A 21,451-nucleotide genomic window follows, 5' to 3' on the forward strand; every position below is an offset into this window, starting at 1 on the left:
TTCCTCAGTTTCCGGTAGCCGTTCGCCACACGCGGAATCAACCGTACGTCTCGTGGAGGTAGTCGTCGAGTTCCCCGACGAGTTCGGGGTCGTAGGTCCAGAACCCAGAAAACGTGTGTGGCTCACCTTCCTCCGCGAGTAGCGCACACGCTTGCTCGTCCGTCGTTCCCAGTTCGCTCGTCCTGCCCGTTTCGTTCTCTTTGCTCGCTCGGCCACCGTCGAAGACGACGAACCAGAACGCCCCGATTTCTGGCGTCTCGTCCGTATGTACCGTCACACCGGGTATCTCTGGGCTCCAGTCCGGCCGTCCGTAGACGTGCACGTCGAGGCCCTCCTTGTTCGCCAGCAACTCGTAGATTCGTTCCTGTGCGCGCAAGGCCGACAGCGACTGGAATCCCGTCCGGAGCGTTCCGCGACCGCACCGAAACGCTCGGTCTTCGATTTCTCGGGAAGTGGCCAACATCTGGCGCTTGTCGAACGAGACGAACGTCGTGTCCGCGAGCAAGTTCAACAACGCCTGCGTGGCCTCGCTCGGTGCGGTTCCGAAGGTAGTCGGCGGCGCGACGAGTTCCCGAACGGCGTCACCGCCGACGCTGCCGACGAACTCGCCGTTCTCGCTCACGACGACGAAACCGCCCGACCCATCGTCGGGCAGCGTTTCGTGTTCGACCGTGACGTTTCGCGTCTCGAAGTGGTCGCCGAGTCGCTCGTACTGCTCGGGCGCGAACACCGTCAGCGTCTTTCGTCGCCGGGCGACTTCCGCGAGAAAGTCCGCGAGTGACACTGCTGTCTCACCCCGACTCGTCGTGGAGCGACCGTTCGGCCGTCTGAGCAGACTCGTTTTCCTCCCGCTCGATTTCGAGCGAGAGGTCGAGATACGCCGCGAGACTCTCGGGGACGCTCTCCAGTCCGATTGTCTTCGTGTCGGAGTCGTAGCCCACGAATCCACACTCGGCAAGTTTCGGTAGGTGTCGATGGTGGAGCGAGATGGCGACTTCTCGGCGGTATTCCGGCGTCGCTATCTCCGGCGTCGATATCTGGCGTTCGCTCTCGCGGGCGTGTAGCCATCCAGTGAGAACAGTGACCAACTCCGCGACGGAGACGTTCCCTCGGTCGCGGAGATAGTACAGTACGTGACGGCGATACGGATCCGAGAGGACGTCGAGGAGGGTATCTACCTCGTCTCGCTGTCGTTCTGCGTTCGATTCGGAGGACTGACCGCTTCCCTCGTTCGTCATCGAAATTCCCCAAGAGAACTAATCGACGGGCAGTTATGAGTCTTTGCAAGGTATTATCTGTCACATGGCGGTGCTCTCTACCACTCGACCCCGCCTCGCGCTACCGCGTAGTTGAAATGTGCCCTCTTCGTAATGCTATCCATGGCTAAGTATTCGACCGGCGGGTCGTCCGGTTCTAGCGGGGGCGGCGCGTGCGAACTCTGCGGGAAGACCAGCGACTCGCTGACGGCGGCGAACGTTGCGGGCGCGCAGTTGCAGGTGTGTCCGGACTGTGCGAGTCACAACGATAACGCAAAGACAGACGACGAAGACGCCGAAGAACGCGACCGCAAGCGTCGCGCCGCACAGAACACGGCGAAGGCCAGCGGCGTCTACGACGACGACTCGACCCACTGGGAAGAGGAGGGGACGAACTACGACGACGACCCCCTACCCTACCTCGTGAGCGACTACGGCGACCGATTAGAGGAAGCCAGACAAGACGCCGGACTCCAGCGCGAGGAGTTGGCCGACGAGTTGGACGTGCCCGAAACCGATCTGCTCGCCGTCGAACAGAGCCGCGCAAATCAGGCCGGCGTCGGCGGCGGCCTCATCAGCGCGCTCGAAGACCGCCTCGACGTGACGCTCGCCGACGAGTGACTGCGACACTCGCCGACGAGTAACTAATTTCACTCGTTTCGAGGCGGCAAGTACTCGCTTCGCCGTAATGTTATTGACTACTCCTGTGGTGGATACGCCTGTATGGATATCGGCGTTCACACTCCACCGCTGTACGGCGAGGAACTCGAAGACGCAGTCGCATATCTCCACGGCATCGGCGTAGACGCCATCGAACCGGGCGTCGGCGGCTGGCCGGGAGACACGCACATGGACCGCGGGTCGTACCTCGGCGACGAGGACGCCCAAGACGACCTCGCGGCGATGCTCGACGAGTACGAGATGCGCATCAGTGCGCTGGCGACGCACAACAACCCGCTCCATCCCGACGACGAGCAGGCCGAGCAAGCCGACACGGAACTCCGGGAGGCCATCGAACTCGCGGCCGAACTCGACGTGAACAAAGTCACCTGTTTCTCGGGACTGCCCGCTGGCGGGCCGAACGACGAGGTGCCCAACTGGATTACGGCACCGTGGCCGACGGAACATGCCGAGGCTCACCGCTACCAGTGGGAAGAGGTGGCCATCCCGTACTGGCAGGACCTCGCGGAACACGCCGCAGACCACGGCGTGGACGTGGCCATCGAGATGCACCCGAACATGCTCGTCTACGAACCGACGGGGATGCTCCGCCTGCGCGAGGCGACCAACGAGCGAATCGGCGCGAACTTCGATCCGAGCCACCTCTACTGGCAGGACATCGACATCACGGACGCCATCCGACTGCTCGGCGAACACGACGCCATCCACCACTTCCACGCGAAGGACACGAAGGTGTACGAGGCCCAAGCCCGCCACAAGGGCGTCCTCGATACGACGCCGTACGACGAGGAACAGGACCGCTCGTGGCTGTTCCGCTCGGTGGGGTACGGCCACGGCGAAGAACACTGGAAGGACATCGTCTCGACGCTTCGCATGGTCGAGTACGACGGCGCGCTCTCTATCGAACACGAGGACTCGCTAACCAGTTCGAGCGAAGGACTGGAGAAAGCCGTCGCGATGCTCCAGCGCGCCATCTTCCGGGACACGCCCGGTGAGGCGTACTGGGCAGAATAGCGCGTTCGAATCCGACCATCGATTTCGCAGGAGGTATTTTCACCTTCGACGCCGATTAGAGCCCTATGGGGGACCTGATTTCGGAGACGTTAGCCGACGAACTGACGAGCGCCTGCCGGACTGCGGTGGGCGACGAACTGCGTAGCATCACCTACTTCACGGACGAGGGGGAGGAACAAATCTACCTACGCGGCGACCTCGAGTCCGACGCCGACCTCGTGGGCTTCGCCGACAACGAACGCCTCGGCTTTCGCTCGCAGTCGGTGTACACACAGACGGAACTCGGCGAACACCGATTCATCATCCGCGTGTTCGACCACGGCTTTCTCACGCGGGTCATCGTCGGCGACCACGGCGCGTTCGTGACGACCGACGAGATGGCGATGACTCGCTTCGAAGAGCTTGCGAAAACGGTCGAGACGGTACTGAGAGAGCATAGCGCGTAGGATTTGGGAAGTAAACCGTCGCTATTTTCACTACCGACCGGCGCGCGCTGGCGAAACCCCGAAGGGTGTTTCGCCGAAGTCGCGTGAGGGATGAGCATCACAGACTCGGAAAGCGCGCTACGGCGCGCTTTCCGTAGCGAGAAGCGCAGTCGGTTGGGGAGGACGTGGCCGTCGCGGTGCGGAGCGGTGCTGTGCGGTTTCTCCTTGGTTTCGGGAGTAGCTAGCGTTGCTGTGCCAACGACTCTTGAGCAGTCCCCAGTACGAGTTACCCTCTCTGATTGCTCTCTTCTAGTTCAGGTTCCCGTTCAGCGTATCCCTCGCAAGCAGTACCGCGTTCCTGAAACACTAAGCCGCTCCATAAAGAAAATCCACTTATGACACTCAAAGTCGGCGTCCTCGGCTACCGATTCATGGGCAAGGCACACGCGAACGCGCTCGCGCGCCTGCCGATGTTCTTCCCGGAGGCACCCGAAGTCGAACGCCACACGCTCGTCGGCCGAGACGAGGAGGCCCTCGAAGACGCCGCCGAACGACTCGGATTCTCTCACACCAGCACCGACTGGGAAGCCACCATCGAGGAGGTAGACGTGTTCTACAACCTCGGGCCGAACCACGTCCACGCCGAACCCTCCATCGCGGCACTGGAAGCGGGCGTTCCTGTCCTCTCCGAAAAACCCCTTTCCAACGACCTCGAAAGCGCAGAGCGAATGGCCGCGGCCGCCGAATCTGCGGGCGTCCCGACTGCCACGGCGTTCAACTACCGGTTCGTTCCGGCGATTCAGTACGCGAAGAACCTCATCGACGCGGGCGAACTCGGCGATATTCACCACTTTCGAGGCCAGTACCTCCAAGACTGGCTGGTGGACCCCGAGGCTCCATGGTCGTGGCGCAACGACGAGGAGATGGCCGGGAGCGGCGCGCTCGGGGACCTCGGCGCGCACACCATCGACCTCGCGCGCTTCCTCGTCGGCGAAGTAGAGCGCGTCTCTGGCCACCTACAGACCTTCGTAGACGAGCGCCCGGTAGAAGGGAGCGAGGACGAGAGCGGCGAGACTGAAACCCGACCGGTCACCGTGGACGACGCCTACTCCGCGCAGGCAGAACTGGCGGGCGGCGTGATGGGCACCTTCGAAGCCTCGCGGTTCGCCAACGGACACAAGAACGACCACACTATCGAGATTCACGGCTCCGAGGGCAGTCTGAAGTTCTCGCTCGAACGACTGAACGAACTCGAAGTCCTGCGCGACGACAACCGCGGCTACGAGACGATTCTGGTCACCGACGAGAGCGACCCTTACATCGGCCACTGGTGGCCGCCGGGCCACGTCGTCGGGTGGGAACACACCTTCGTCCACGAGAACTTCGAGTTCTTGAGTGCAGTTGAATCGGGAGACACTGCGTATCAGCCGGACTTCGCGGACGGCCTCGAAGTTCAGCGCGTCCTTGACGCCATCGAGGAGAGCGACGAGCGTGGTGAATGGGTAGATGTGGAATAAGAGTAGGATTGAAGACCTCTACTGACTCATTTCGGACCGACAGCGTTACCTCTGCTGCTTCTTCGAAAGCCCCGGCGCGCTCGCGGTCGCTCTGTTGACGCGAGCGCGCCGCCCCTTTCATTCCCACCCTGTAGAATGGTTAGTCGGGCGGTTTCGGTGGTAGGTCTCGCTGGCCGATACTGCGGGTTGCTATCGTCGCTCACTCTTCTTCAATGCGTTTAGCAACTCTTTTAAACGACCACTGGCTTCCGGCGAACGAGAATGCCCCTACGTTGTGAGAAGCCGGGGTGTCGCTGGACGGCTATCGCCCCCTCGTCCGCGGCGGCCCGCGAGCAGTACCGCGAACACTTGAAAGACGAACACACCACCGAAGTAGACGCCGAGATTCCGGAGGGAATGGTGCAGGTGAAAGTAGACGGTGAGTGGAAGACGATGACGCCCGAGGAGGCGAAATCCTTCCACGAGGACGGCCACGGCGACTAGCTTTCTTCTACGTTACAGTTCCCGAACGCCCTCGTCGGTGACGATGGTGTCGAGCAGTCGCGTCGGCGTCGCGTCGTAGGCCGGGTTCTCCACGGAGAATCCTTCAGCGGGTTCCCGGATAACTTCGCTTCCCGACCGGAAGTCGTTCTCGAAGCGGAATCCTTCGGCGACGAGTTTCGCCGAGGAACCGACGACGGTGACTGGAACGTCTACTTCCTCGGCAGTCGCGGCCAGCGGGAAGGTGCCGACTCGGTTGTAGAGGGTGTCATCGACCACGCAGTCCATGCCGAGGAAGACGCGGTCGCACTCCGGAAGGTAGTGGCCGCACGCCCCGTCTACGACGAGGTGGGCGTTCACGCGGTCCATCTCCGCCAGCACGCGGGCGGTCTTGCGACCGAGGTAGCGCGGCCGTGCCTCCGAGACGTACACCTCTAAGAACGTCCCGTCGCTGACTGCTTGCTCGATGGCTTCCAGCACCGTCGAGGAGTAGTCGTGCGTGAAGATGGTCATCCCATCTTCGAAGTACTCGACGGCGTTGTCCGCGGCCTTTCGCTTGGCAGTTTCGACCTGCTGGACGACCTCTTCGATGGCGCGTTCGAGTTCCTCCTTCGCCTCCGGAACCGTCTCCGCCTCGGCGTCGGTGACCATCGAAGCGATGGCGCGCTGGGTCGTCACCAGCGACGCGTGGGAGGGGTTCGCACGTCGGAGCGCGGAAGAGTTGCGTTCGAGTGCACGTTCGAACTCCTCGACGGAGGCGAACTCGCGTTCGAGCAAGTCGGCGAGCGCGCGGGCGGCCTTCACCGCGACGACGGAGGAGCTATGAGTCTGCATCTCTCGAATCTCCTCGACCGTCTCGTCTATCATACCAAAGTGCTCTCCCGGACGGGCCAAAGGTTTTGCTCATCGAGCAGTGGCCACGAGACCGTGCTACCTGTTCCTGCGGCTGGACTTGTTCGGGCGGCCGGGGTGGATAAGTAGCTGTAGCTCGAAGTGCTAACAATGACCGTGCCGGTCCGGTACTACTGTCCCCGCTGCGGAGCCGTCGCGGCACTGGACCGCGAGGGCTACCTCTCCGACAAATGCGTGACGCCCACGCCACTCGACGGCTGGGAGTACGCCGCCGCGTACGAGGAGTACGAAGACGTAGACGGCGTCGAAATAGTCTGTGGTGGGTACGAAACCGAGGGCGAAGGCTGTGGCGAGGTGTACTACCTGAGCTTCGTCAAGTACGAGGACGGCGAAGAGGTAGACCCGAAGGACCGGTCGTTCGTGCCGCCGACCGTCGATGGCCCCTCGATTCCCGACCACGAGGAAGAGGACGGGCCGCGGTTCGACTTCAAACCGTAGTTCGACCGCAACGACTTATCGCTCTACGACGACTTCCTTCGTCTGTTTCGCGTCGATACCGAACAGTAATCCCGAGAGGAACAGCAGTTCGTTGCCGACGTAGTACCGCTCCACGACGTAGTTCACTAGTGCGATGTCTGGCGTGGCGAAACCGAGGACGACCAGCACGAGCGCGACGATGGCGGCCAGCCCCGCGAACCAGCGGACGATAGTTCCCGAGACGATACCGACGACGAAGACGACGAGGGCAGTGAGGAAGCTCATCCAGCGTACCGACGGACGATTCGACCTTCAACTTATCGAGCATCCAGTCAGTTTCGGACGGCTAGACGTAGGATTCAGCGACGCCACACTTCATTCGGTTCGAACTTCGACGCGGACGCCGCCCCACTCGCTCTCGCAGAGTCGAAGTGACCAGCCGTGTGAGTCGGCGATGCTCTGGACGATTGGGAGTCCGAACCCGGTGCCGTCGGCGGCGGTCGAGTAGCCCCGGTCGAAGACGGTGTCGCTCTCCCCCTCGGGGATGCCAGTGCCGTCGTCGGCGACGTAGAACCCCGCGTCGTCTTCGAGTGGGGAGACCACCAGCGAGACGTCGGAGCCACCGTGCTCGACAGCGTTGTGGAACAAGTTCTCGAACAGCGTTCGAACCCGCTCTCGGTCGGCCCGAACCGTCCCGAGGCCGTCGGCTATCGTGACCACCCCGGAGTCGGTCCCGGCGGTGGCCCGCGCGTCGTCGGCGACGGCGGTCAACTCGACGGGGTCGGGGTCGCTGACGACGCGGCCCTGTCGGGCGAACTCCAGTACGCTCTCGACGAGCGCTTCCATCCGGTCTATCGCGTCGCTCGCCGCGACCAGATGCTCGGTGTCGCCGGTCTCTTTGCCGAGTTCGACGCGTCCCTGTGCGACGTTCAGCGGGTTGCGAAGGTCGTGGCTGAGGACGCTGGCGAACTCGTCCAGTCGCTCGTTCTGCCGTTCGAGTTTACGCTTCTGTCGCTTTCGGTCGGTGATGTCCCGGCCTTCCGCGATGAGGCTCTGCACTTCCCCGTCGTCGCCAGTCACTGGCCGAATCGAGACGTCCAGCGTGACCGACGTTTCGTCCGGGCCACTGTTCTCCGCCTCGAACCGGACGAACTCGCCGTCGGCGGCCGCTTCGAGGTACGAGCGCAACTGCTGGTTCGGGTACGGGTCCCACCACGGCGTCTCCCAGAACTGCTCGCCCGCGACGTCCTCGTTCGTCACGTCGGCGAACGACAGCGCCGTCGAGTTGACCCGGACGACAGTGCCGTCGGTCTCCAGCAGGCCGATGAACGACGAGGGGTCCTCGAAGACGGCCGAGAACCGCCGCTCGCTCTCGGTGAGTTCCGCGCGTCGTTTGGTTCGCTCGGAGATGTCCGAGATGGTTCCGACGTGATACCGGTCGTCGTCGATTTCGACACAGGTTGTCGAGGTCTCGACTGGGACCCGACTCCCGTCGCTTCGTATCATCTCGACCTCGCGGCGGCGCGTCTCGCCGAGGTCGAACGACTGCCAGTAGTCGTCGGTGCGCTCGCGGTCGAACTCCGGAGTCAGACTCCAGATACCGCTGTCGCGCAGTGCCGGTCGTTCGAGGCCGAGCATCGACGCGAACGCCTCGTTGACGTACGCGAGTTGGCCGTCCGACCCGTAGGCCGCGACGCCGACGCCGACGCCCTCGACGACTTGCTCGAAGAAGTCGAGTTCGCGCTCGCGCGCGGCCAGCGTCCGGCGCGTTTCGGCGGCGTGTATCGCCTTGGCGACGGTCTCACCCAGTTCCGTGAGGACGGTCACTTCTCGGTGGTCGAACGCCTCGGTCCTGTCTGCGTAGATGCAGAGGACGCCGTAGGAACTGTCGGCGTGGACGAGCGGGACGCAGACGACGGAGTGGAAGCCGACGGCCGTCGCGGCTTCGCGCCACTCGCCGGTTCCCTCGCCCCTGTCGAGGTCGTCAACGACTTGCGAGTCGCCGGTCTGGACCGCCCTGCTCGCGGGTCCGCATCCCACCGTCGAATCGACCGCGTCGGACTGAATCGCGTCGAGGTACGACTGTCCGACGCCCGCCGAGGCACGCGGTCGGACTTCGCCGTCGTCGTCGGGGTCGCCGACCCACGCGAAGACGTACGGCTCGGACTGCGTCAATCGCTCGCAGGCCAATCGTTCGACCTCTTCGCGGGTCTCCGCCGAGACGAGTCCGCGCTGGACTTCTCGGATGACGTCGTTGACCCGCGACAACTCCGCGGCGCGGGCTTCCGCGCGCTGGCGCTCGACGGCGTTCTCGACGCGATTTGCGAGGACTTCGTACTGGTCGGAACCGGACTCCTTCTGGAGGTAGTCGGTGACGCCTGCCGAGATGGCCTCGCTCGCTATCTCCTCGCTTCCCTTGCCCGTGAACAGGACGAACGGGAGCGTGGGATGGTCGTCTCGAACGGCGTCGAGAAACGTCAGGCCGTCCATTTCGGGCATGTCGTAGTCGCTGACGACGCAATCGACGCGCTCGTCGGCCAGTCGGCCGAGCGCGGCCGCCGGATTCGTCTCGACAGTCACGTCGAACCCGTCTCGAACGCGCTCCAGATACGTCGCAGAGAGGTCCGCGAGGTCGGGGTCGTCGTCTACAAGTAACACTCGGACGTTCGCCATCTACACTCGTACGCCACACGTACGTGACACTACAAAAATCCACCTGCTGATAGGTTCGTTCAGTTATCTGTTGGCACGACTGGTCATCCTTTGATATTACAGACCGGGAACGTCCGCGCGACTTTGTCGCCGATGCCGAGCGCGTCCGAGACGCGGACGACTTCGTCTACGTCCTTGTAGACGCCCGGCGCTTCCTCCGCGACTGTCGCGCCGCTCTGGGCTTTCACGTAGATGTGCTGTTGCGCTAACTCGTCCTGCACGTCACCACCCCAGTAGTCCTTCTTGGCCTGCGTGCGACTCATCACTCTCCCTGCGCCGTGGGCAGTGGAACCGAAGGTTAGGTCCATCGACGCTTCGCCACCCCGGAGGACGTAGCTCCCCGCGCCCATGCTTCCGGGGATGATGATTGGTTGGCCAACGTCGAGGTAGGTTCCCGGAACTTCGGGATGTCCGGCGGGGAACGCTCTGGTTGCCCCTTTGCGGTGGACGTAGAGTTCTTTCTCCTCCCCGTCGATGGTGTGCATCTCCTTCTTCGCGATGTTGTGCGCCACGTCGTACAGCAGGTCCATCCCCATCGACTCCCAGTCGTCGTCGAAGACGCGTTCGAACACTTTTCGGGTGCGGTGCATGACGAGTTGCCGGTTCACCCACGCGAAGTTGATGGCCGCACACATCGCGTCGTAGTAGTCTTCGGCGAGATGGCTCCCGGCGGGTGCGGCCGCGAGTTCCTTGTCGGGCAACTTCGACAGCAACCCGCCGTGAGCTTTCTCGATTTTTCGCAAGTAGTCGGTGCAGACCTGATGGCCCAGCCCTCTGCTCCCGCAGTGGATGAGGACCACGATTTGGTCTTCTTCCAATCCGTACGCCTCCGCCACGTCGTCCAGATACGTGTCGGTCACGCGCTGGACTTCGAGGAAGTGGTTGCCCGACCCCAGACTCCCGATTTGGTTCTTGCCTCTGTCTTTGGCCTTCTGGGAGACTTTCGACGGGTCGCTGTCGTGGCGAACGCCCTCATCCTCGCAGTGGGCCAAGTCCTCCGGGACCGCGTAGCCTTCTTCGAGCGCCCACTCCATCCCGCGGTCTAAGATTGCATCGACGGTAGCCAGGTCGCTCTCGACGACCCCACCACCGCCGAGACCGGAGGGAACGTTCGCGAACAGCGACTCGACCAGTTCCTCCTCCTGGCCGCGCACGTCGTCGTACGAGAGATTCGTCCGCATCATCCTCACCCCACAATTTATGTCGTAGCCGACCGCTCCCGGTGAAATACAGCCGTCTTCGGTGTCGATTCCGGCGACACCGCCGACCGGGAACCCGTACCCCTGATGGCCGTCCGGCATGCAGATGGCGTACTTCGTCACCCCCGGCAGGTGCGTCGAGTTCTTCAGTTGTTCGAGCGTCTTGTCCTCAGAAATTTCGTCCAGTAATCTTTCGCTGGCGAGGACGCGCGCAGGCGTGTTCATCCCGCCTTCCCGTGGAATCTCCCAAACGTACTCCCGTACCTTCTGGAGTGTGACGTCGCCCGCTTCGTATGTGTCCATAGGAGGGGGTTCGCCGTCGGTATCAGAATAGGTTTTCCTGCCCCAGTGATACGTAGAATCGACGCTGGCACACGTCGGAGGTCACACGTCGAAGACGACGTACGCGCGCCATCCCGAATCTGCTTTCTCTAGGGCCATCTCGGAGTAAGTCACGGCCTTGATTTCCCGCGCGGTAATCTCGGCCAGTGGCACGCCGCGGGCGCTCCCTTCGAGGGCCCACGCGCTCTGGTCGTTTTCGTCGTCCTCGGCTTCCTCTCGAACTTCTACTTCGTTCTCGACCGGGAGGACCGCCCGCACGTCACGCTGGTAGATGAGTTCGTCCAGATAGTCGAACAGGAGCGCTTCCTTGCTCTCCGCGCGAACCGTCACGTCGAAGCGCTCGCCCGTCTCGGGAACGTCCTCGCACATCGCACCTGCGAGACCGTCCGCTGTCGCCGCGAACACCTCGCCGAGCGTCGCCCCCGTCGCTTCGACCCCCACGTCGGCGGTGTGGTCGCGCAGTTCGTAGCTCATACGTCTGTCGATGCTGGGACTCTTCAAAGGGTTTTGGACGCGTGCCAACGTATGGCGGTGGAATTATATTGGCGACGCGCCTACGGACACGTTAGTGAGCGTCAAGGTCGAATCGGAAGTCGCCCGACCGGGCGACGAAAGCTACGTCGATGCGGCGTGGCAACTCAAAGAGCGCATCCGGCGCGACGAGGGCGTTCTCAAGCAGCGCCGCGGGTTCTTCGTCGATGCCTACCGCCGTTCGACGGTCCATCTCCTGCTGACCACCGATACTGGGAACTCTACCGATCGCTCGGACACACCGAAAGCGGAGAACGGCGGCCCGGACACGGAGTTCGCGGATACGATGTCCTCGGACACGGAGTTGATGGGATTCGCCGCCGTTCGCCGGGACGGCTACATTCTCTTTCTCGCTACCTCGCCGGACTTCCGCGGCGAAGGCGTCGGCAAGCGACTCGTCGGTCGGGTCGCCGAGGACAACGAGACGGTCTCTTGTCACGCGCGAGCGTCTAACGAGAACGCGCTCGGGTTCTACGAACATCTGGGCTTCGAAGTGAAGCGCCACATCGAGAACTACTACGAGGACAGCGGCGACGCCTACTACCTGAAACTCGGAGATGGCGGCGGCCTCGCCAAGAAGCTCTCCGATTTCATGCGTGGGTAGACGGCCCACGAGGACGCTAGCGACCCACGGCCGCGATGGAAACCGCTTTATTGTCGCCCCGAATTAGCCGGAACACGAATGGAAGAGCGCACCCGAGCGTACCTCCGGGGCCGGTTCCGGGACTACTACCGGCGGAGCGAAATCTCGCCGCCGCCGGACCCCGACAACCGCGAGTGGGGGTACATCCCGTGGACGAGTGGACCGACGACGATGGTTCGTCACCAGTCGCTACTCGAACTCGGTGAACTCGGCGACTTCCTCCAACGCGAGCGGCCACGCCACGTCTACTTCTCGGCGGGCCGCTACGACGACCCCGGCGCGGACGACATGGACGACAAAGGCTGGTTCGACTCCGATTTGGTCTTCGACTTGGACGCCGACCACCTGCCCGGTGTGGACCCCGAGGGCGACTCCTACGCCCAGATGCTCGCCGACTGTAAAGACGAGCTACAGAAACTGCTCGACATTCTCGAAGTCGATTTCGGGTTCGACGACATGACCGTCGTCTTCTCCGGCGGCCGCGGCTACCACGTTCACGTCCGAGACGAGGGCGTGCGAAAGCTGGACCGCGACGAACGCCGCGAAATTGTCAACTACGTCCTCGGCGACGGCGTCGGCTACGAGTCGGTCGTCCAGACCGAACAGCGCGGGACGACGACGGCGCGCGTTCTCCCAACCGAGGGCGGTTGGGGGCGGCGCGTCCACCGCGAGGTTCTCGCCATCGCTGACGAACTCAGAGAGATGGACGAGGACGACGCCCTCGAACGACTTCAGGAGTTCGACCGCATCGGCGAGGGCCGCGCCGAGACGATTTTGAGTGCGGTTCACGACGACTACGAGACCTTACAGTCTGGGAACATCGAGCGCGGCGGGCAGGGACTCCGCCAGCTAGTGAAGATAGTCTCCGAGAAGACGGTGTCCGGCCAGCGCGCAGCGATAGACGAACCGGTGACGACCGACACCCACCGACTCATTCGCCTGCCGGGGAGTCTCCACGGCGGGACCGCGCTCCAAGTGAAGCGACTCGACCGGGACGAAATCGAATCGTTCGACCCGTTGAGAGACGCGATTCCGGACACCTTCGTCGGTAACGACGTGATGGTCGAACTGCCAGAGAGCGGTGTGGTCGAACTGAACGACGAAACCTTTACGCTCTCGGAGGGTGACGTATCACTTCCTGAGTACGTGGCCGTCTTCCTGATGGCGCGCGGCAGAGCCGAGAAGGGTCGCGAGTGAACATATGAATCTAGACGAACTCCGCACGGTACAGAGCAAGGAGCGGTCGAAGGATAGCCTCCAGCACCTGCGGGAGTCGTTCTACTCCGACGTCGGCCGCTACATCGCAGAGTTGAAAGACCAGCGCGAGCGGGCGGCAGACCAAGCCGCGGACCCGTTCGACGACCCCGAGGTCAACCGACTGACCGACGAAATCAACACCGCCGAAGAGGTCGTGGAGGCGGTCTACGAACGGCGCGTCGGGAAGGTCGTCAAGCGCGCGAGTCTCGCCGCTGCCGGAATGCCCGCCGACGAGGAGGGCCTCACCAGCGAGGAACAGCGCCTGTTTAACGAACTGGTCGAGCGAATCGAGGAGAACAAAGCCGAGGTGCTGGACGTGCTGGGCGGTGACGTGGTTTCGACCACCAACGAGTCCGCAGATGCTTCGACCGATGCGCCCGCGCCAGCAGAGACGACGCCTGCTGGAACTGAAGCCAACTCGACGCCGGAAGGTACCTCTCCGACCGATGCAGAGGTGAGTGCTGCGGACGTGATGGGCGGCGGTGGCGACTCCAGCGCCGACTCCGCGTCGGCAACAGACGACGCGCCCGCGGCCGACGCTACATCCACCACCGAGAGTCCCGACACTGAGAGCGACGACGCTGACAGGCCGTCTGCGGAGGCCGCGGCGATTGTTGGAAACGGAGACGGAGCGAGCGACGACGAAGTCGCCGACCAGCAGACTCCCGACGAGTCGGAGTCGAGTTCGGGACTCGACGACAGGACGACTGTGCGCATCACGAGCGACGTCGGCGAAATCTTCGGTGTAGACGAGCGGACCTACGAACTCGCGGACGAAGACGTAGTGACGTTGCCCGCCGAGAACGCCGTGCCGCTGGTCGAACAGGGCGCGGCCGAAGAGTTACAGTAGTCTATTTTCCTCGCTGTACGGCTCGATATCCCGATTTAAGACGCCTGCGTGTGAACGCCCGGACAGCATGGTCTCTCCGGTACTGATGAACGTCGTCCTCGCAATCGTCGGCACCGCGGTCGTCTGGAAGGGAAGCGGCCTACTCGAAAGCGCGAGCGAGCAGTTGTCGGCGTACTACGGCCTCCCGGCAGCCGTGCAGGGCGCAATCGTCGTCGCCATCGGGTCGAGTTTCCCCGAACTGTCGAGCGCGGTCATCTCGACGTGGCTCCACGGCGACTTCGGTCTCGGCGTCGCGGCCATCGTCGGTTCCGCGACGTTCAACTTGCTCGTCATCCCGGCGCTGTCGGGGATTCTCGCAGATGGCGTGGAGGCCGACCGGACGGTCGTCTACAAGGAGGCGCAGTTCTACATGGTCGCCGTCTCTGTGTTGGTCATCACCTTCGCGCTGGCGGTCATCTACAACCCCGTCAGTCTCGACGGCCCCGCCAGCATCGGCGGCGAGATGACGCGCTCGCTCGCCATGATTCCGCTGTGTTTCTACGGCGTCTACATTTTCACGCAGTACCACGACACGATGGACCACGAGGCCGAGACGCCGCCCGAGGACATCAACCCGATTCGTCAGTGGGCGTACCTCGCGGTGAGTCTCGTCCTCATCGCCGTCGCCGTCGAGATGCTGGTCCTGTCGGCGCTCGGCTTCCGCGACATGACCGGCGTCCCGAGTTTCATCTGGGGGCTAACCATCGTCGCCGCCGGGACGAGTCTGCCGGACACGCTGGTCAGCGTCCGCGCGGCGAAGAACGACGAGGGCGTCACAAGTCTCGCGAACGTCCTCGGGAGCAACGTCTTCGACTTGCTCGTCGCGGTTCCCGCGGGCATCATCGTCGCCGGAACTGCGGTCATCAACTTCTCCGTCGCCATCCCGATGATGGGCTTTCTGACGGTGGCGACGGTCGTCGTCTTCGCTATGCTCCGTACGGAACTCCACCTCTCCGCGCGGGAGTCGTACATCCTCCTCGGCCTCTACGGCCTCTTCGTCACGTGGCTCGTCCTCGAAACGCTGGACGTTACACACTTCGTTCCGGGTGCCTAACGGCGCGGCCTCGAAACATCTATTTGTTGGGTGATTGGAACGAACTGTATGCCGACTGAACTCTCCCCGCCGCAGTTCATCGCAGTCCTCGTCATCATCGCTCTGAGCGTCTTCACCAACGAGTTGCTACTCGGTGTCGTCGCGCTTCTCCTGCTGGGGATTCTCACCGAGCTAGTCGCAATCAGGAATAGTCTGGACGGCGGGGAATAACGAATTACGGCTCTTCACTCGTTGGTCGTACGGTTAAAAATAGTGCACTCACCGCGAGCGAATGAGGCGCACTCTGCGCGCTTCGAAGCGAGTGGAGCAAGGAACCCGCAGAAGAGCGCGCGTAGCGCGCTCTGGCGCGGGTGACGCAGTGTATTTCATGAAAATTTTGCCAGGGAGAGCGCTACGCGCTCGACCGCAGCAAAAGTTTCACTGGAAGGTTCTGCCCAGTTGGTCCTCTTCCTGCTCGGGTTCGGCGCTCTCGAAGCGCTCTTCGATTTCGTCGTAGCGTTCTTTCGTCTCCTCGGTCACGCTGGCGTTGATTTCGTCCAGTGCTTGTTCGAAGTGCTCGGCACTGATGCGGACGTTCCCGACGCTCTCGCCGATGTCTTCGGGGTCCACGCTCGTGACGAACTCCCGACTCGCGGCCATCGCGGCCTCACGAGTAAGCGCCTCGATGTCGGCACCGACGAAGCCCTCGGTCTCCGCGGCGAGGAAGTCGAGGTCAACGTCCTCGGCCAGCGGCTTGTTGCGGGTGTGAACCTCGAAGATCGCTCTGCGGGCGTCCTCGTCGGGCACCGGCACGTGGACGTGGCGGTCCAGACGACCCGGACGCAGGAGTGCGTTGTCGATGAGGTCCGGCCGGTTCGAGGTGGCGATGACGACCACGTCTTCGAGTTCTTCGAGGCCGTCGAGTTCCGTCAGCAGTTGCGAGACGACGCGCTCGCCGACCTGCGACCCGCCGCCGCTACCACTGCCGCGCTCGGTAGCGATAGAGTCGATTTCGTCGAAGAACACCACCGTCGGGGCGTTCTCGCGGGCCTTGCTGAATACTTCCCGGACTCCTTTTTCGGACTCGCCGACCCACTTGCTGAGCAGTTCGGGACCCTTGATCGAGATGAAGTTGCTGTCGCTCTCGTTGGCGACGGCCTTCGCCATCAGGGTCTTGCCCGTGCCCGGTGGGCCGTACATCAGTACGCCCTTCGCGGCCTGCATGTCGAGTGCTTCGAACACCTCGGGGTAGTCCAGCGGCCACTGGATGGTCTCTCGGAGGCGCTCTTTGGTGTCTTCGAGGCCACCGACCTGCTCCCACGTCACGTCGGGGACTTCCACGAACACCTCGCGGAGCGCGGAGGGTTCGATGCCCTTTAGCGCCTCTTTGAAGTCCTTCTCGGTGACTTGTAGTTGGTCGAGTACGTCTGCCGGAATCTCCTCCGAATCGAGGTCGATTTCGGGACGGATGCGCCGGAGCGCGTTCATCGCCGACTCTTTGGCGAGGTTTTCGAGGTCGGCACCGACGAAGCCGTGGGTGTTGTCGGCGTACTCCTCTAGTTCGATGCCGTCCGCGAGGGGCATCCCGCGCGTGTGGACCTGCATGATTTCGAGGCGGCCGTCGCGGTCTGGCACACCAATCTCGATTTCGCGGTCGAAGCGACCGGGCCGACGGAGTGCGGGGTCCACGGCGTCCACGCGGTTCGTGGCGGCGATGACGGTGACTTCCCCGCGCTCTTCGAGGCCGTCCATGAGCGAGAGCAGTTGCGCGACGACGCGGCGTTCCACGTCGCCACCCGCCTCCTCACGTTTGGGCGCGATGGAGTCCAATTCGTCGATGAAGACGATTGCGGGGGCGTTCTGCTCTGCTTCCTCGAACACCTCGCGCAGTTGCTCCTCACTTTCCCCGTAGTACTTGCTCATGATTTCGGGACCCGAGATGGTCTGGAAGTGCGCGTCGATTTCGTTGGCGACGGCCTTCGCCATCAGGGTCTTACCGGTGCCCGGCGGCCCGTGGAGCATGACGCCCTTCGGCGGGTCGATGCCCAACCTGCTGAACAGTTCGGGGTGGCGCATCGGCAACTCGATCATCTCACGAACTTGTTCGAGTTCGCCTTCGAGTCCGCCGATGTCCTCGTAGGTGACGCTCGGCGCGCCGTCACCACCGGTCGCACCGCCCGATGCGACCTCTTCGGCGGGGCGTTCGCTGATGTTGATGTCCGTCGAGTCGGTCACGACGACCGTGCCCTCGGGATTCGTCTCGGCGATCCTCAGCGGGATGGACTGGCCAGAACCCATGCCCATCAGGCCGAAGCCAAATGGAACGTTCTGCCCTTTGGTAATCGCTTGCCCACTGAGTTTGTCGCGAATGTGGGGTGCGATGTTGCCCCGAATCTGGAGATTCTGGGGCAGTGCGATAGTGACCGTGTTCGCGGGTTTCACGTCCGCGGTGTCAATCGTCACTTTGTCGTCGATACCGACGCCCGCCTCTTGGCGGAGTTGGCCGTCGATGCGCACGACGCCGCGACCTTCGTCCTCGGGGTAGCCCGGCCAGACGCGAGCGACCGCGCGGCCCTGCTTTTTGCCCTCGATGACGATGTAGTCGCCGTTCTCGACGCCGAGTTCCTGCATCGACCGCCGGTCGATGGCGGCGAGTCCGCGCCCCGCGTCTTTTTGTTTAAGTGGTTTGACAGTAAGCTTCATTGGTTCACCGTAATAGTAAGGACGCCGTTAGTCATAAACGCTTCCGCCTCCCCCTTGGGGAGTTCCAGTTCTAGCTGACGGGAGTCCTCGTCCTCGAAGACGACGATTGCGGTGTCTTCGAGAATATCGACTGAAGCCTCTTCTTCGGTGGCACCGAAGTCGGCCACGATGACTTCCGCTTCGTCGTACTTGTAGTGGCGTGCGAAGACGTCTTCGCGCTCGCCAACCTGTTTCAATGACATCTTTGTCCTAACCTATGGTTAGGCGTTCTAGTACTTAAATCTTTTCCTGGCGAATCACGTGACTGCGGTGGGGTTCTACCAAACGACGCAAATTGCGGTTCAGGCTGGAGGCAGACCTGACCTACCGGACCTTTTTGTCACACGCACGCGAACGCGAGGGCATGGAAACGGTTACACACCACGGACGGACGACCGCGTACCGACTCGCCGACCGAGGCGGCGAGGAGTCCCCGTTGCTGTTCGTCCACGGGTCTGGCGGTACCCACGAAGTCTGGAAGGGCCAACTCGGTCGCCTGTCGAGCGACCGCCCGGTCGTCGCACTCGACTTGAGTGGCCACGGCGAGTCCGACGACATCGACGCCGACGCAGGCTACGAGACGCGCGCCGCCTACGTGGACGACGTGCTGGCCGTCGCCGAGGAGACAGACGCCGGGGTCCTCGTCGGCAACTCGCTCGGCGGTGCGGTCGCCCAGCAACTCGTCATCGAACGCGACCACGAGTTCGACGCGCTCGTGTTGGCGGGCACCGGCGCGAAACTCCCGGTGCTGGACGACCTCTTGGAGTGGCTTCAGTCGGACTTCGACCGCGCAATCGAGTTCCTCCACGGCCCGGACAGGCTCTTCCACGACGCCGACTCGCGGTACGTCCAGCTATCGACCGAGTCGATGAAACGCGTCGGCCAGCGCACAACGCTCCGGGACTTCGTCTCGTGCCACGACTTCGACGTGCGCGACAAATTAGAGGACATCGACGTGCCGACGCTCGCCGTCGTCGGCGAACACGACCACCTCACGCCGCCGGAGTACCACGAACGACTCGCTGCCGAAATCCCCGACTGCCGATATCGGGAGGTACTGGGCGCGGCTCATTTGGCCATGCTCGAAGAACCAGAAGGGTTCAACACGGCGATTCGGGAGTTTCTGGACGACTTGGAGTGAGTAGTGGAGAAGATAAGTTCACAATATACGTAAACTACATACGGACCTGACTCGTAGCGACAGCTACGATGACAGGCCAACTACTCGCCACTGGGTCGCCCGTTCCTACACACGTCGTCGCAGAGAGTTCTGACCAGCACGACATCGACCAGTCAGAACTCGCCGACGCACTGGCGACGATTTACGAGGACCTGCTGGACGGTGGCGACGCTATTCTCCAGCACTACGCCGCGGAGAACCCCGACCGACCGCCGGTCGTCACCGAACAGGGACTCACCGAAGTCATCTACGTCGATTCCGCACAGTGGGACCAGATGGCCAAACGGTTGGAGTTCTCCGAGGAACTCCGTGAAGCCGCGATGACTGCGCACGCCGAGTACGCCCGCGAAGTCGATGAAAACGGCGATAGCGAACGGGAATCGGACGAGTCCGATTCGCTCCACGCGCTCGTGATGCCCTCCCGGACGGTCGCCGAACTGGTACGGGCGGGACTCTCGGACCGACAAGCCACGGTCCAGACGCTCCGGATGGCCGGACACACCCAAGAGCAAATCGGCGACGAACTCGGCATGCAAGTCGGGACGGTCAAATCTCACTGTGGTCGCATCGACCAGAAAGTTCGAAATGCGGAGCGACTCCTCGAACTCGTCGAGTAGCGATTCCGTTGCTCGGTCGTCGCCCGCGCCCCCTCGTTCTCACGAGACGAGAGCGACCCTCGCTGGTTATATCGACTCGTGTCGTTCACTTTGTCGGTGACACATTCATGGGGGAGACTACAACGTACGACCGCACTGCTCAGATACTCGGCGAAACGACTGCGGTGAACCAGCGACGCGCGGGAATACTTTTTATCGCGCTCGCTGCCCAGTTCATGACGATACTCATGCTCGCGGCGGCGATAGCTCCGAACTACGACTTCGGCGGCGGCGCAATCAGTGACCTCGGTGTCGTCCCCGAGACTGCACTCCTGTTCAACGTCTCGCTGGTCGCCGTCGGCGTCTTGAACTTGCTCGGCGGCTACTTCTTCTACCGAACGCACGGCGCGCGGTGGATTCTGGCCGTCTTCGCGCTCGCGGGTCTCGGAGCAGTCGGTGCTGGCCTATTCCCGCTCGACACCGGCGGACTCCACGGTCTGTTCGCGCTCCTCGCGTTCCTGTTCTTCAACGTGCAGGCGCTCGCCAGCGCGACGCGCCTCTCCGGCGCGATGAGGGCCATGTCGATACTCGCGGGCGGGGTCGGTCTCGTCTTCGTCGTCCTGATGGCAATTGGTGACGCCGGAAACGCGGCGGCGTTCGGACCCATCGGACACGGCGGGACCGAACGGATGATAGTCTACCCGGTGATGCTGTGGCTGGTCGCATTCGGTGGGTATCTGTTGGGTGCGCCAGAGACTACGGTGGCCGAGAAGGAAGACGCGACTGCTCAGTAGATGTCGTCTATCTCGTCTTCACTGTAACTGTGCGCTTCGGCGGGGAACTCGCCCGACTCGACGGCGTCGCGGAACCCCGTTATCGCACGCTCCATCTCGCTTTTCACGTCCGCGAACTGCTCGGAGAAGTACGGACTCCGGTCGCTCAGACCCATGATGTCGTTGAGGACCAGCACTTGCCCGTCGGTGTCTGGGCCTGCACCTATGCCGATGGTCGGGATGTCGATGGCGTCGGTAATCTGGGAAGCGACGTTCGCCGGGACGTGTTCGAGGACGAGCGAGAAGGCTCCGGCCTCCTCGTGGGCCTTCGCCAGTTCCAGCATCTCGCTCGCGCTCTCCTCGTCGGTGCCCTGCCGGAAGTAGCCGCCGAGTTGATTCACACGCTGAGGTGTCAGTCCGAGGTGCGCCATCACGGGGATGCCCAGCTCTACGAGCCGTTGGGTCAACTCGACGGTGTGGGGGCCGCTCTCTAACTTGACGGCGTTCGCGTCGGCTTCCTTGAGCATCGTCCCGCAGTGTTCGATGGCATCGGCTTCGTCCACGCCGTAGCTCAGGAAGGGCATGTCCGCCACGACCATCGCGTCCTCTGTCGCACGAGCGACTGCCGCGGTTCGACTCTGCATCTCATCGACAGTGACTGGGAGCGTCGAGTCGTAGCCCAACACGGCGTTGCCCATGCTGTCGCCGACGAGAATCACGTCTACGTCCGCCTCGTCTACGATTGCGGCGGTCGGCGCGTCGTACGCGGTCAGCATCGTAATCGGTTCCTCGCCCGCCATCGCCGCGAGGTCCTGAACGGTCGTCGCCATGGCTGGTTCTCTCACGCCCGCG

Annotated in this window: 24 protein-coding genes; 14 read left to right on the forward strand and 10 right to left on the reverse strand. The window is 62.9% G+C overall.

What is annotated here, in order from left to right:
* Nucleotides 1–37 precede the first annotated feature (37 nt).
* Entirely contained in the window at nucleotides 38–784 is a 747-nt protein-coding gene (locus F7R90_RS04990) for a DICT sensory domain-containing protein (RefSeq protein ID WP_158056170.1), read from the reverse strand.
* Between the two features lie 7 nt (nucleotides 785–791).
* Complete coding sequence (locus F7R90_RS04995; RefSeq protein ID WP_158056171.1) at nucleotides 792–1,238, reverse strand: DUF7344 domain-containing protein; 447 nt, start codon at nucleotides 1,236–1,238, stop codon at nucleotides 792–794.
* A gap of 141 nt (nucleotides 1,239–1,379) precedes the next feature.
* Between F7R90_RS04995 and F7R90_RS05000 the strand changes: the two genes are divergently transcribed.
* The 5 genes from F7R90_RS05000 to F7R90_RS05020 all read left to right on the forward strand — a co-directional run bounded on the left by F7R90_RS05000 (nucleotide 1,380) and on the right by F7R90_RS05020 (nucleotide 5,376).
* Complete coding sequence (locus F7R90_RS05000) at nucleotides 1,380–1,877, forward strand: helix-turn-helix domain-containing protein (RefSeq protein ID WP_158056172.1); 498 nt, start codon at nucleotides 1,380–1,382, stop codon at nucleotides 1,875–1,877.
* A 102-nt stretch (nucleotides 1,878–1,979) separates the two neighbouring features.
* Nucleotides 1,980–2,951 (forward strand): sugar phosphate isomerase/epimerase family protein, encoded by a 972-nt coding sequence (locus F7R90_RS05005; protein ID WP_158056173.1) that lies wholly within the window; start codon nucleotides 1,980–1,982, stop codon nucleotides 2,949–2,951.
* A 65-nt stretch (nucleotides 2,952–3,016) separates the two neighbouring features.
* Entirely contained in the window at nucleotides 3,017–3,397 is a 381-nt protein-coding gene (locus tag F7R90_RS05010) for a DUF7522 family protein (protein WP_158056174.1), read from the forward strand.
* Between the two features lie 374 nt (nucleotides 3,398–3,771).
* Nucleotides 3,772–4,893 (forward strand): Gfo/Idh/MocA family protein, encoded by a 1,122-nt coding sequence (locus tag F7R90_RS05015; protein ID WP_158056175.1) that lies wholly within the window; start codon nucleotides 3,772–3,774, stop codon nucleotides 4,891–4,893.
* A gap of 261 nt (nucleotides 4,894–5,154) precedes the next feature.
* On the forward strand, nucleotides 5,155–5,376 hold the full coding sequence (locus F7R90_RS05020) for a hypothetical protein (protein WP_158056176.1): 222 nt from the start codon (nucleotides 5,155–5,157) through the stop codon (nucleotides 5,374–5,376).
* 12 nt (nucleotides 5,377–5,388) lie between these two features.
* Here F7R90_RS05020 and F7R90_RS05025 read toward each other — a convergent pair whose 3' ends face one another.
* Nucleotides 5,389–6,240 carry a translation initiation factor eIF-2B gene (locus F7R90_RS05025; RefSeq protein ID WP_158056177.1) on the reverse strand — a complete coding sequence of 284 codons (852 nt, stop codon included), beginning with the start codon at nucleotides 6,238–6,240 and terminating at the stop codon, nucleotides 5,389–5,391.
* Between the two features lie 135 nt (nucleotides 6,241–6,375).
* Between F7R90_RS05025 and F7R90_RS05030 the strand changes: the two genes are divergently transcribed.
* A complete protein-coding gene (locus F7R90_RS05030; RefSeq protein ID WP_225741263.1) occupies nucleotides 6,376–6,723 on the forward strand; it encodes a hypothetical protein in 348 nt (115 codons plus the stop codon).
* A gap of 15 nt (nucleotides 6,724–6,738) precedes the next feature.
* Here F7R90_RS05030 and F7R90_RS05035 read toward each other — a convergent pair whose 3' ends face one another.
* The 4 genes from F7R90_RS05035 to F7R90_RS05050 all read right to left on the reverse strand — a co-directional run bounded on the left by F7R90_RS05035 (nucleotide 6,739) and on the right by F7R90_RS05050 (nucleotide 11,429).
* Entirely contained in the window at nucleotides 6,739–6,987 is a 249-nt protein-coding gene (locus F7R90_RS05035) for a hypothetical protein (RefSeq protein WP_158056178.1), read from the reverse strand.
* 90 nt (nucleotides 6,988–7,077) lie between these two features.
* The gene (locus F7R90_RS05040) at nucleotides 7,078–9,375 is read right to left on the reverse strand and encodes a hybrid sensor histidine kinase/response regulator (protein WP_158056179.1); all 2,298 of its coding nucleotides are present in this window, start codon (nucleotides 9,373–9,375) and stop codon (nucleotides 7,078–7,080) included.
* Nucleotides 9,376–9,458: 83 nt separating this feature from the next.
* Nucleotides 9,459–10,916 carry an RtcB family protein gene (locus F7R90_RS05045; protein ID WP_158056180.1) on the reverse strand — a complete coding sequence of 486 codons (1,458 nt, stop codon included), beginning with the start codon at nucleotides 10,914–10,916 and terminating at the stop codon, nucleotides 9,459–9,461.
* An 81-nt stretch (nucleotides 10,917–10,997) separates the two neighbouring features.
* Nucleotides 10,998–11,429 carry an archease gene (locus F7R90_RS05050; protein ID WP_158056181.1) on the reverse strand — a complete coding sequence of 144 codons (432 nt, stop codon included), beginning with the start codon at nucleotides 11,427–11,429 and terminating at the stop codon, nucleotides 10,998–11,000.
* A 94-nt stretch (nucleotides 11,430–11,523) separates the two neighbouring features.
* Between F7R90_RS05050 and F7R90_RS05055 the strand changes: the two genes are divergently transcribed.
* The 5 genes from F7R90_RS05055 to F7R90_RS22065 all read left to right on the forward strand — a co-directional run bounded on the left by F7R90_RS05055 (nucleotide 11,524) and on the right by F7R90_RS22065 (nucleotide 15,539).
* Nucleotides 11,524–12,090: a GNAT family N-acetyltransferase gene (locus F7R90_RS05055; RefSeq protein WP_158056182.1), complete on the forward strand. Its 567-nt coding sequence runs from the start codon at nucleotides 11,524–11,526 to the stop codon at nucleotides 12,088–12,090.
* A 78-nt stretch (nucleotides 12,091–12,168) separates the two neighbouring features.
* Nucleotides 12,169–13,326 (forward strand): DNA primase small subunit PriS, encoded by a 1,158-nt coding sequence (gene priS, locus F7R90_RS05060; protein WP_158056183.1) that lies wholly within the window; start codon nucleotides 12,169–12,171, stop codon nucleotides 13,324–13,326.
* Between the two features lie 4 nt (nucleotides 13,327–13,330).
* Nucleotides 13,331–14,236, forward strand: coding sequence for a hypothetical protein (locus F7R90_RS05065; RefSeq protein WP_158056184.1), 906 nt, complete (start codon nucleotides 13,331–13,333; stop codon nucleotides 14,234–14,236).
* A 67-nt stretch (nucleotides 14,237–14,303) separates the two neighbouring features.
* Nucleotides 14,304–15,329, forward strand: coding sequence for a sodium:calcium antiporter (locus F7R90_RS05070; protein WP_158056185.1), 1,026 nt, complete (start codon nucleotides 14,304–14,306; stop codon nucleotides 15,327–15,329).
* A gap of 48 nt (nucleotides 15,330–15,377) precedes the next feature.
* On the forward strand, nucleotides 15,378–15,539 hold the full coding sequence (locus F7R90_RS22065; protein ID WP_192498404.1) for a hypothetical protein: 162 nt from the start codon (nucleotides 15,378–15,380) through the stop codon (nucleotides 15,537–15,539).
* Nucleotides 15,540–15,746: 207 nt separating this feature from the next.
* On the opposite strand, the gene F7R90_RS05075 is transcribed toward F7R90_RS22065, so the two are convergent.
* Together F7R90_RS05075 and F7R90_RS05080 are read right to left on the reverse strand one after the other, a co-directional pair.
* Entirely contained in the window at nucleotides 15,747–18,011 is a 2,265-nt protein-coding gene (locus F7R90_RS05075; protein ID WP_158056186.1) for a CDC48 family AAA ATPase, read from the reverse strand.
* Nucleotides 18,008–18,253, reverse strand: coding sequence for a DUF7127 family protein (locus F7R90_RS05080; RefSeq protein WP_158056187.1), 246 nt, complete (start codon nucleotides 18,251–18,253; stop codon nucleotides 18,008–18,010). Before F7R90_RS05080 ends, F7R90_RS05075 begins: the two co-directional genes overlap by 4 nt.
* 161 nt (nucleotides 18,254–18,414) lie before the next feature.
* Here F7R90_RS05080 and F7R90_RS05085 point away from each other — a divergent pair, with 161 nt between their 5' ends.
* From F7R90_RS05085 to F7R90_RS05095, 3 genes are all read left to right on the forward strand, one after another.
* Nucleotides 18,415–19,191: an alpha/beta fold hydrolase gene (locus tag F7R90_RS05085; RefSeq protein ID WP_158056188.1), complete on the forward strand. Its 777-nt coding sequence runs from the start codon at nucleotides 18,415–18,417 to the stop codon at nucleotides 19,189–19,191.
* A 68-nt stretch (nucleotides 19,192–19,259) separates the two neighbouring features.
* Nucleotides 19,260–19,847 (forward strand): LuxR C-terminal-related transcriptional regulator, encoded by a 588-nt coding sequence (locus F7R90_RS05090; protein WP_158056189.1) that lies wholly within the window; start codon nucleotides 19,260–19,262, stop codon nucleotides 19,845–19,847.
* A gap of 107 nt (nucleotides 19,848–19,954) precedes the next feature.
* Nucleotides 19,955–20,620 carry a DUF998 domain-containing protein gene (locus tag F7R90_RS05095; protein ID WP_158056190.1) on the forward strand — a complete coding sequence of 222 codons (666 nt, stop codon included), beginning with the start codon at nucleotides 19,955–19,957 and terminating at the stop codon, nucleotides 20,618–20,620.
* Here F7R90_RS05095 and panB read toward each other — a convergent pair.
* A complete protein-coding gene (panB, locus tag F7R90_RS05100; RefSeq protein ID WP_158056191.1) occupies nucleotides 20,614–21,429 on the reverse strand; it encodes a 3-methyl-2-oxobutanoate hydroxymethyltransferase in 816 nt (271 codons plus the stop codon). The genes F7R90_RS05095 and panB overlap by 7 nt on opposite strands.
* Nucleotides 21,430–21,451: the final 22 nt, after the last annotated feature.

The organism is Halorussus halophilus (assembly GCF_008831545.1).
Classification (GTDB): domain Archaea; phylum Halobacteriota; class Halobacteria; order Halobacteriales; family Haladaptataceae; genus Halorussus; species Halorussus halophilus.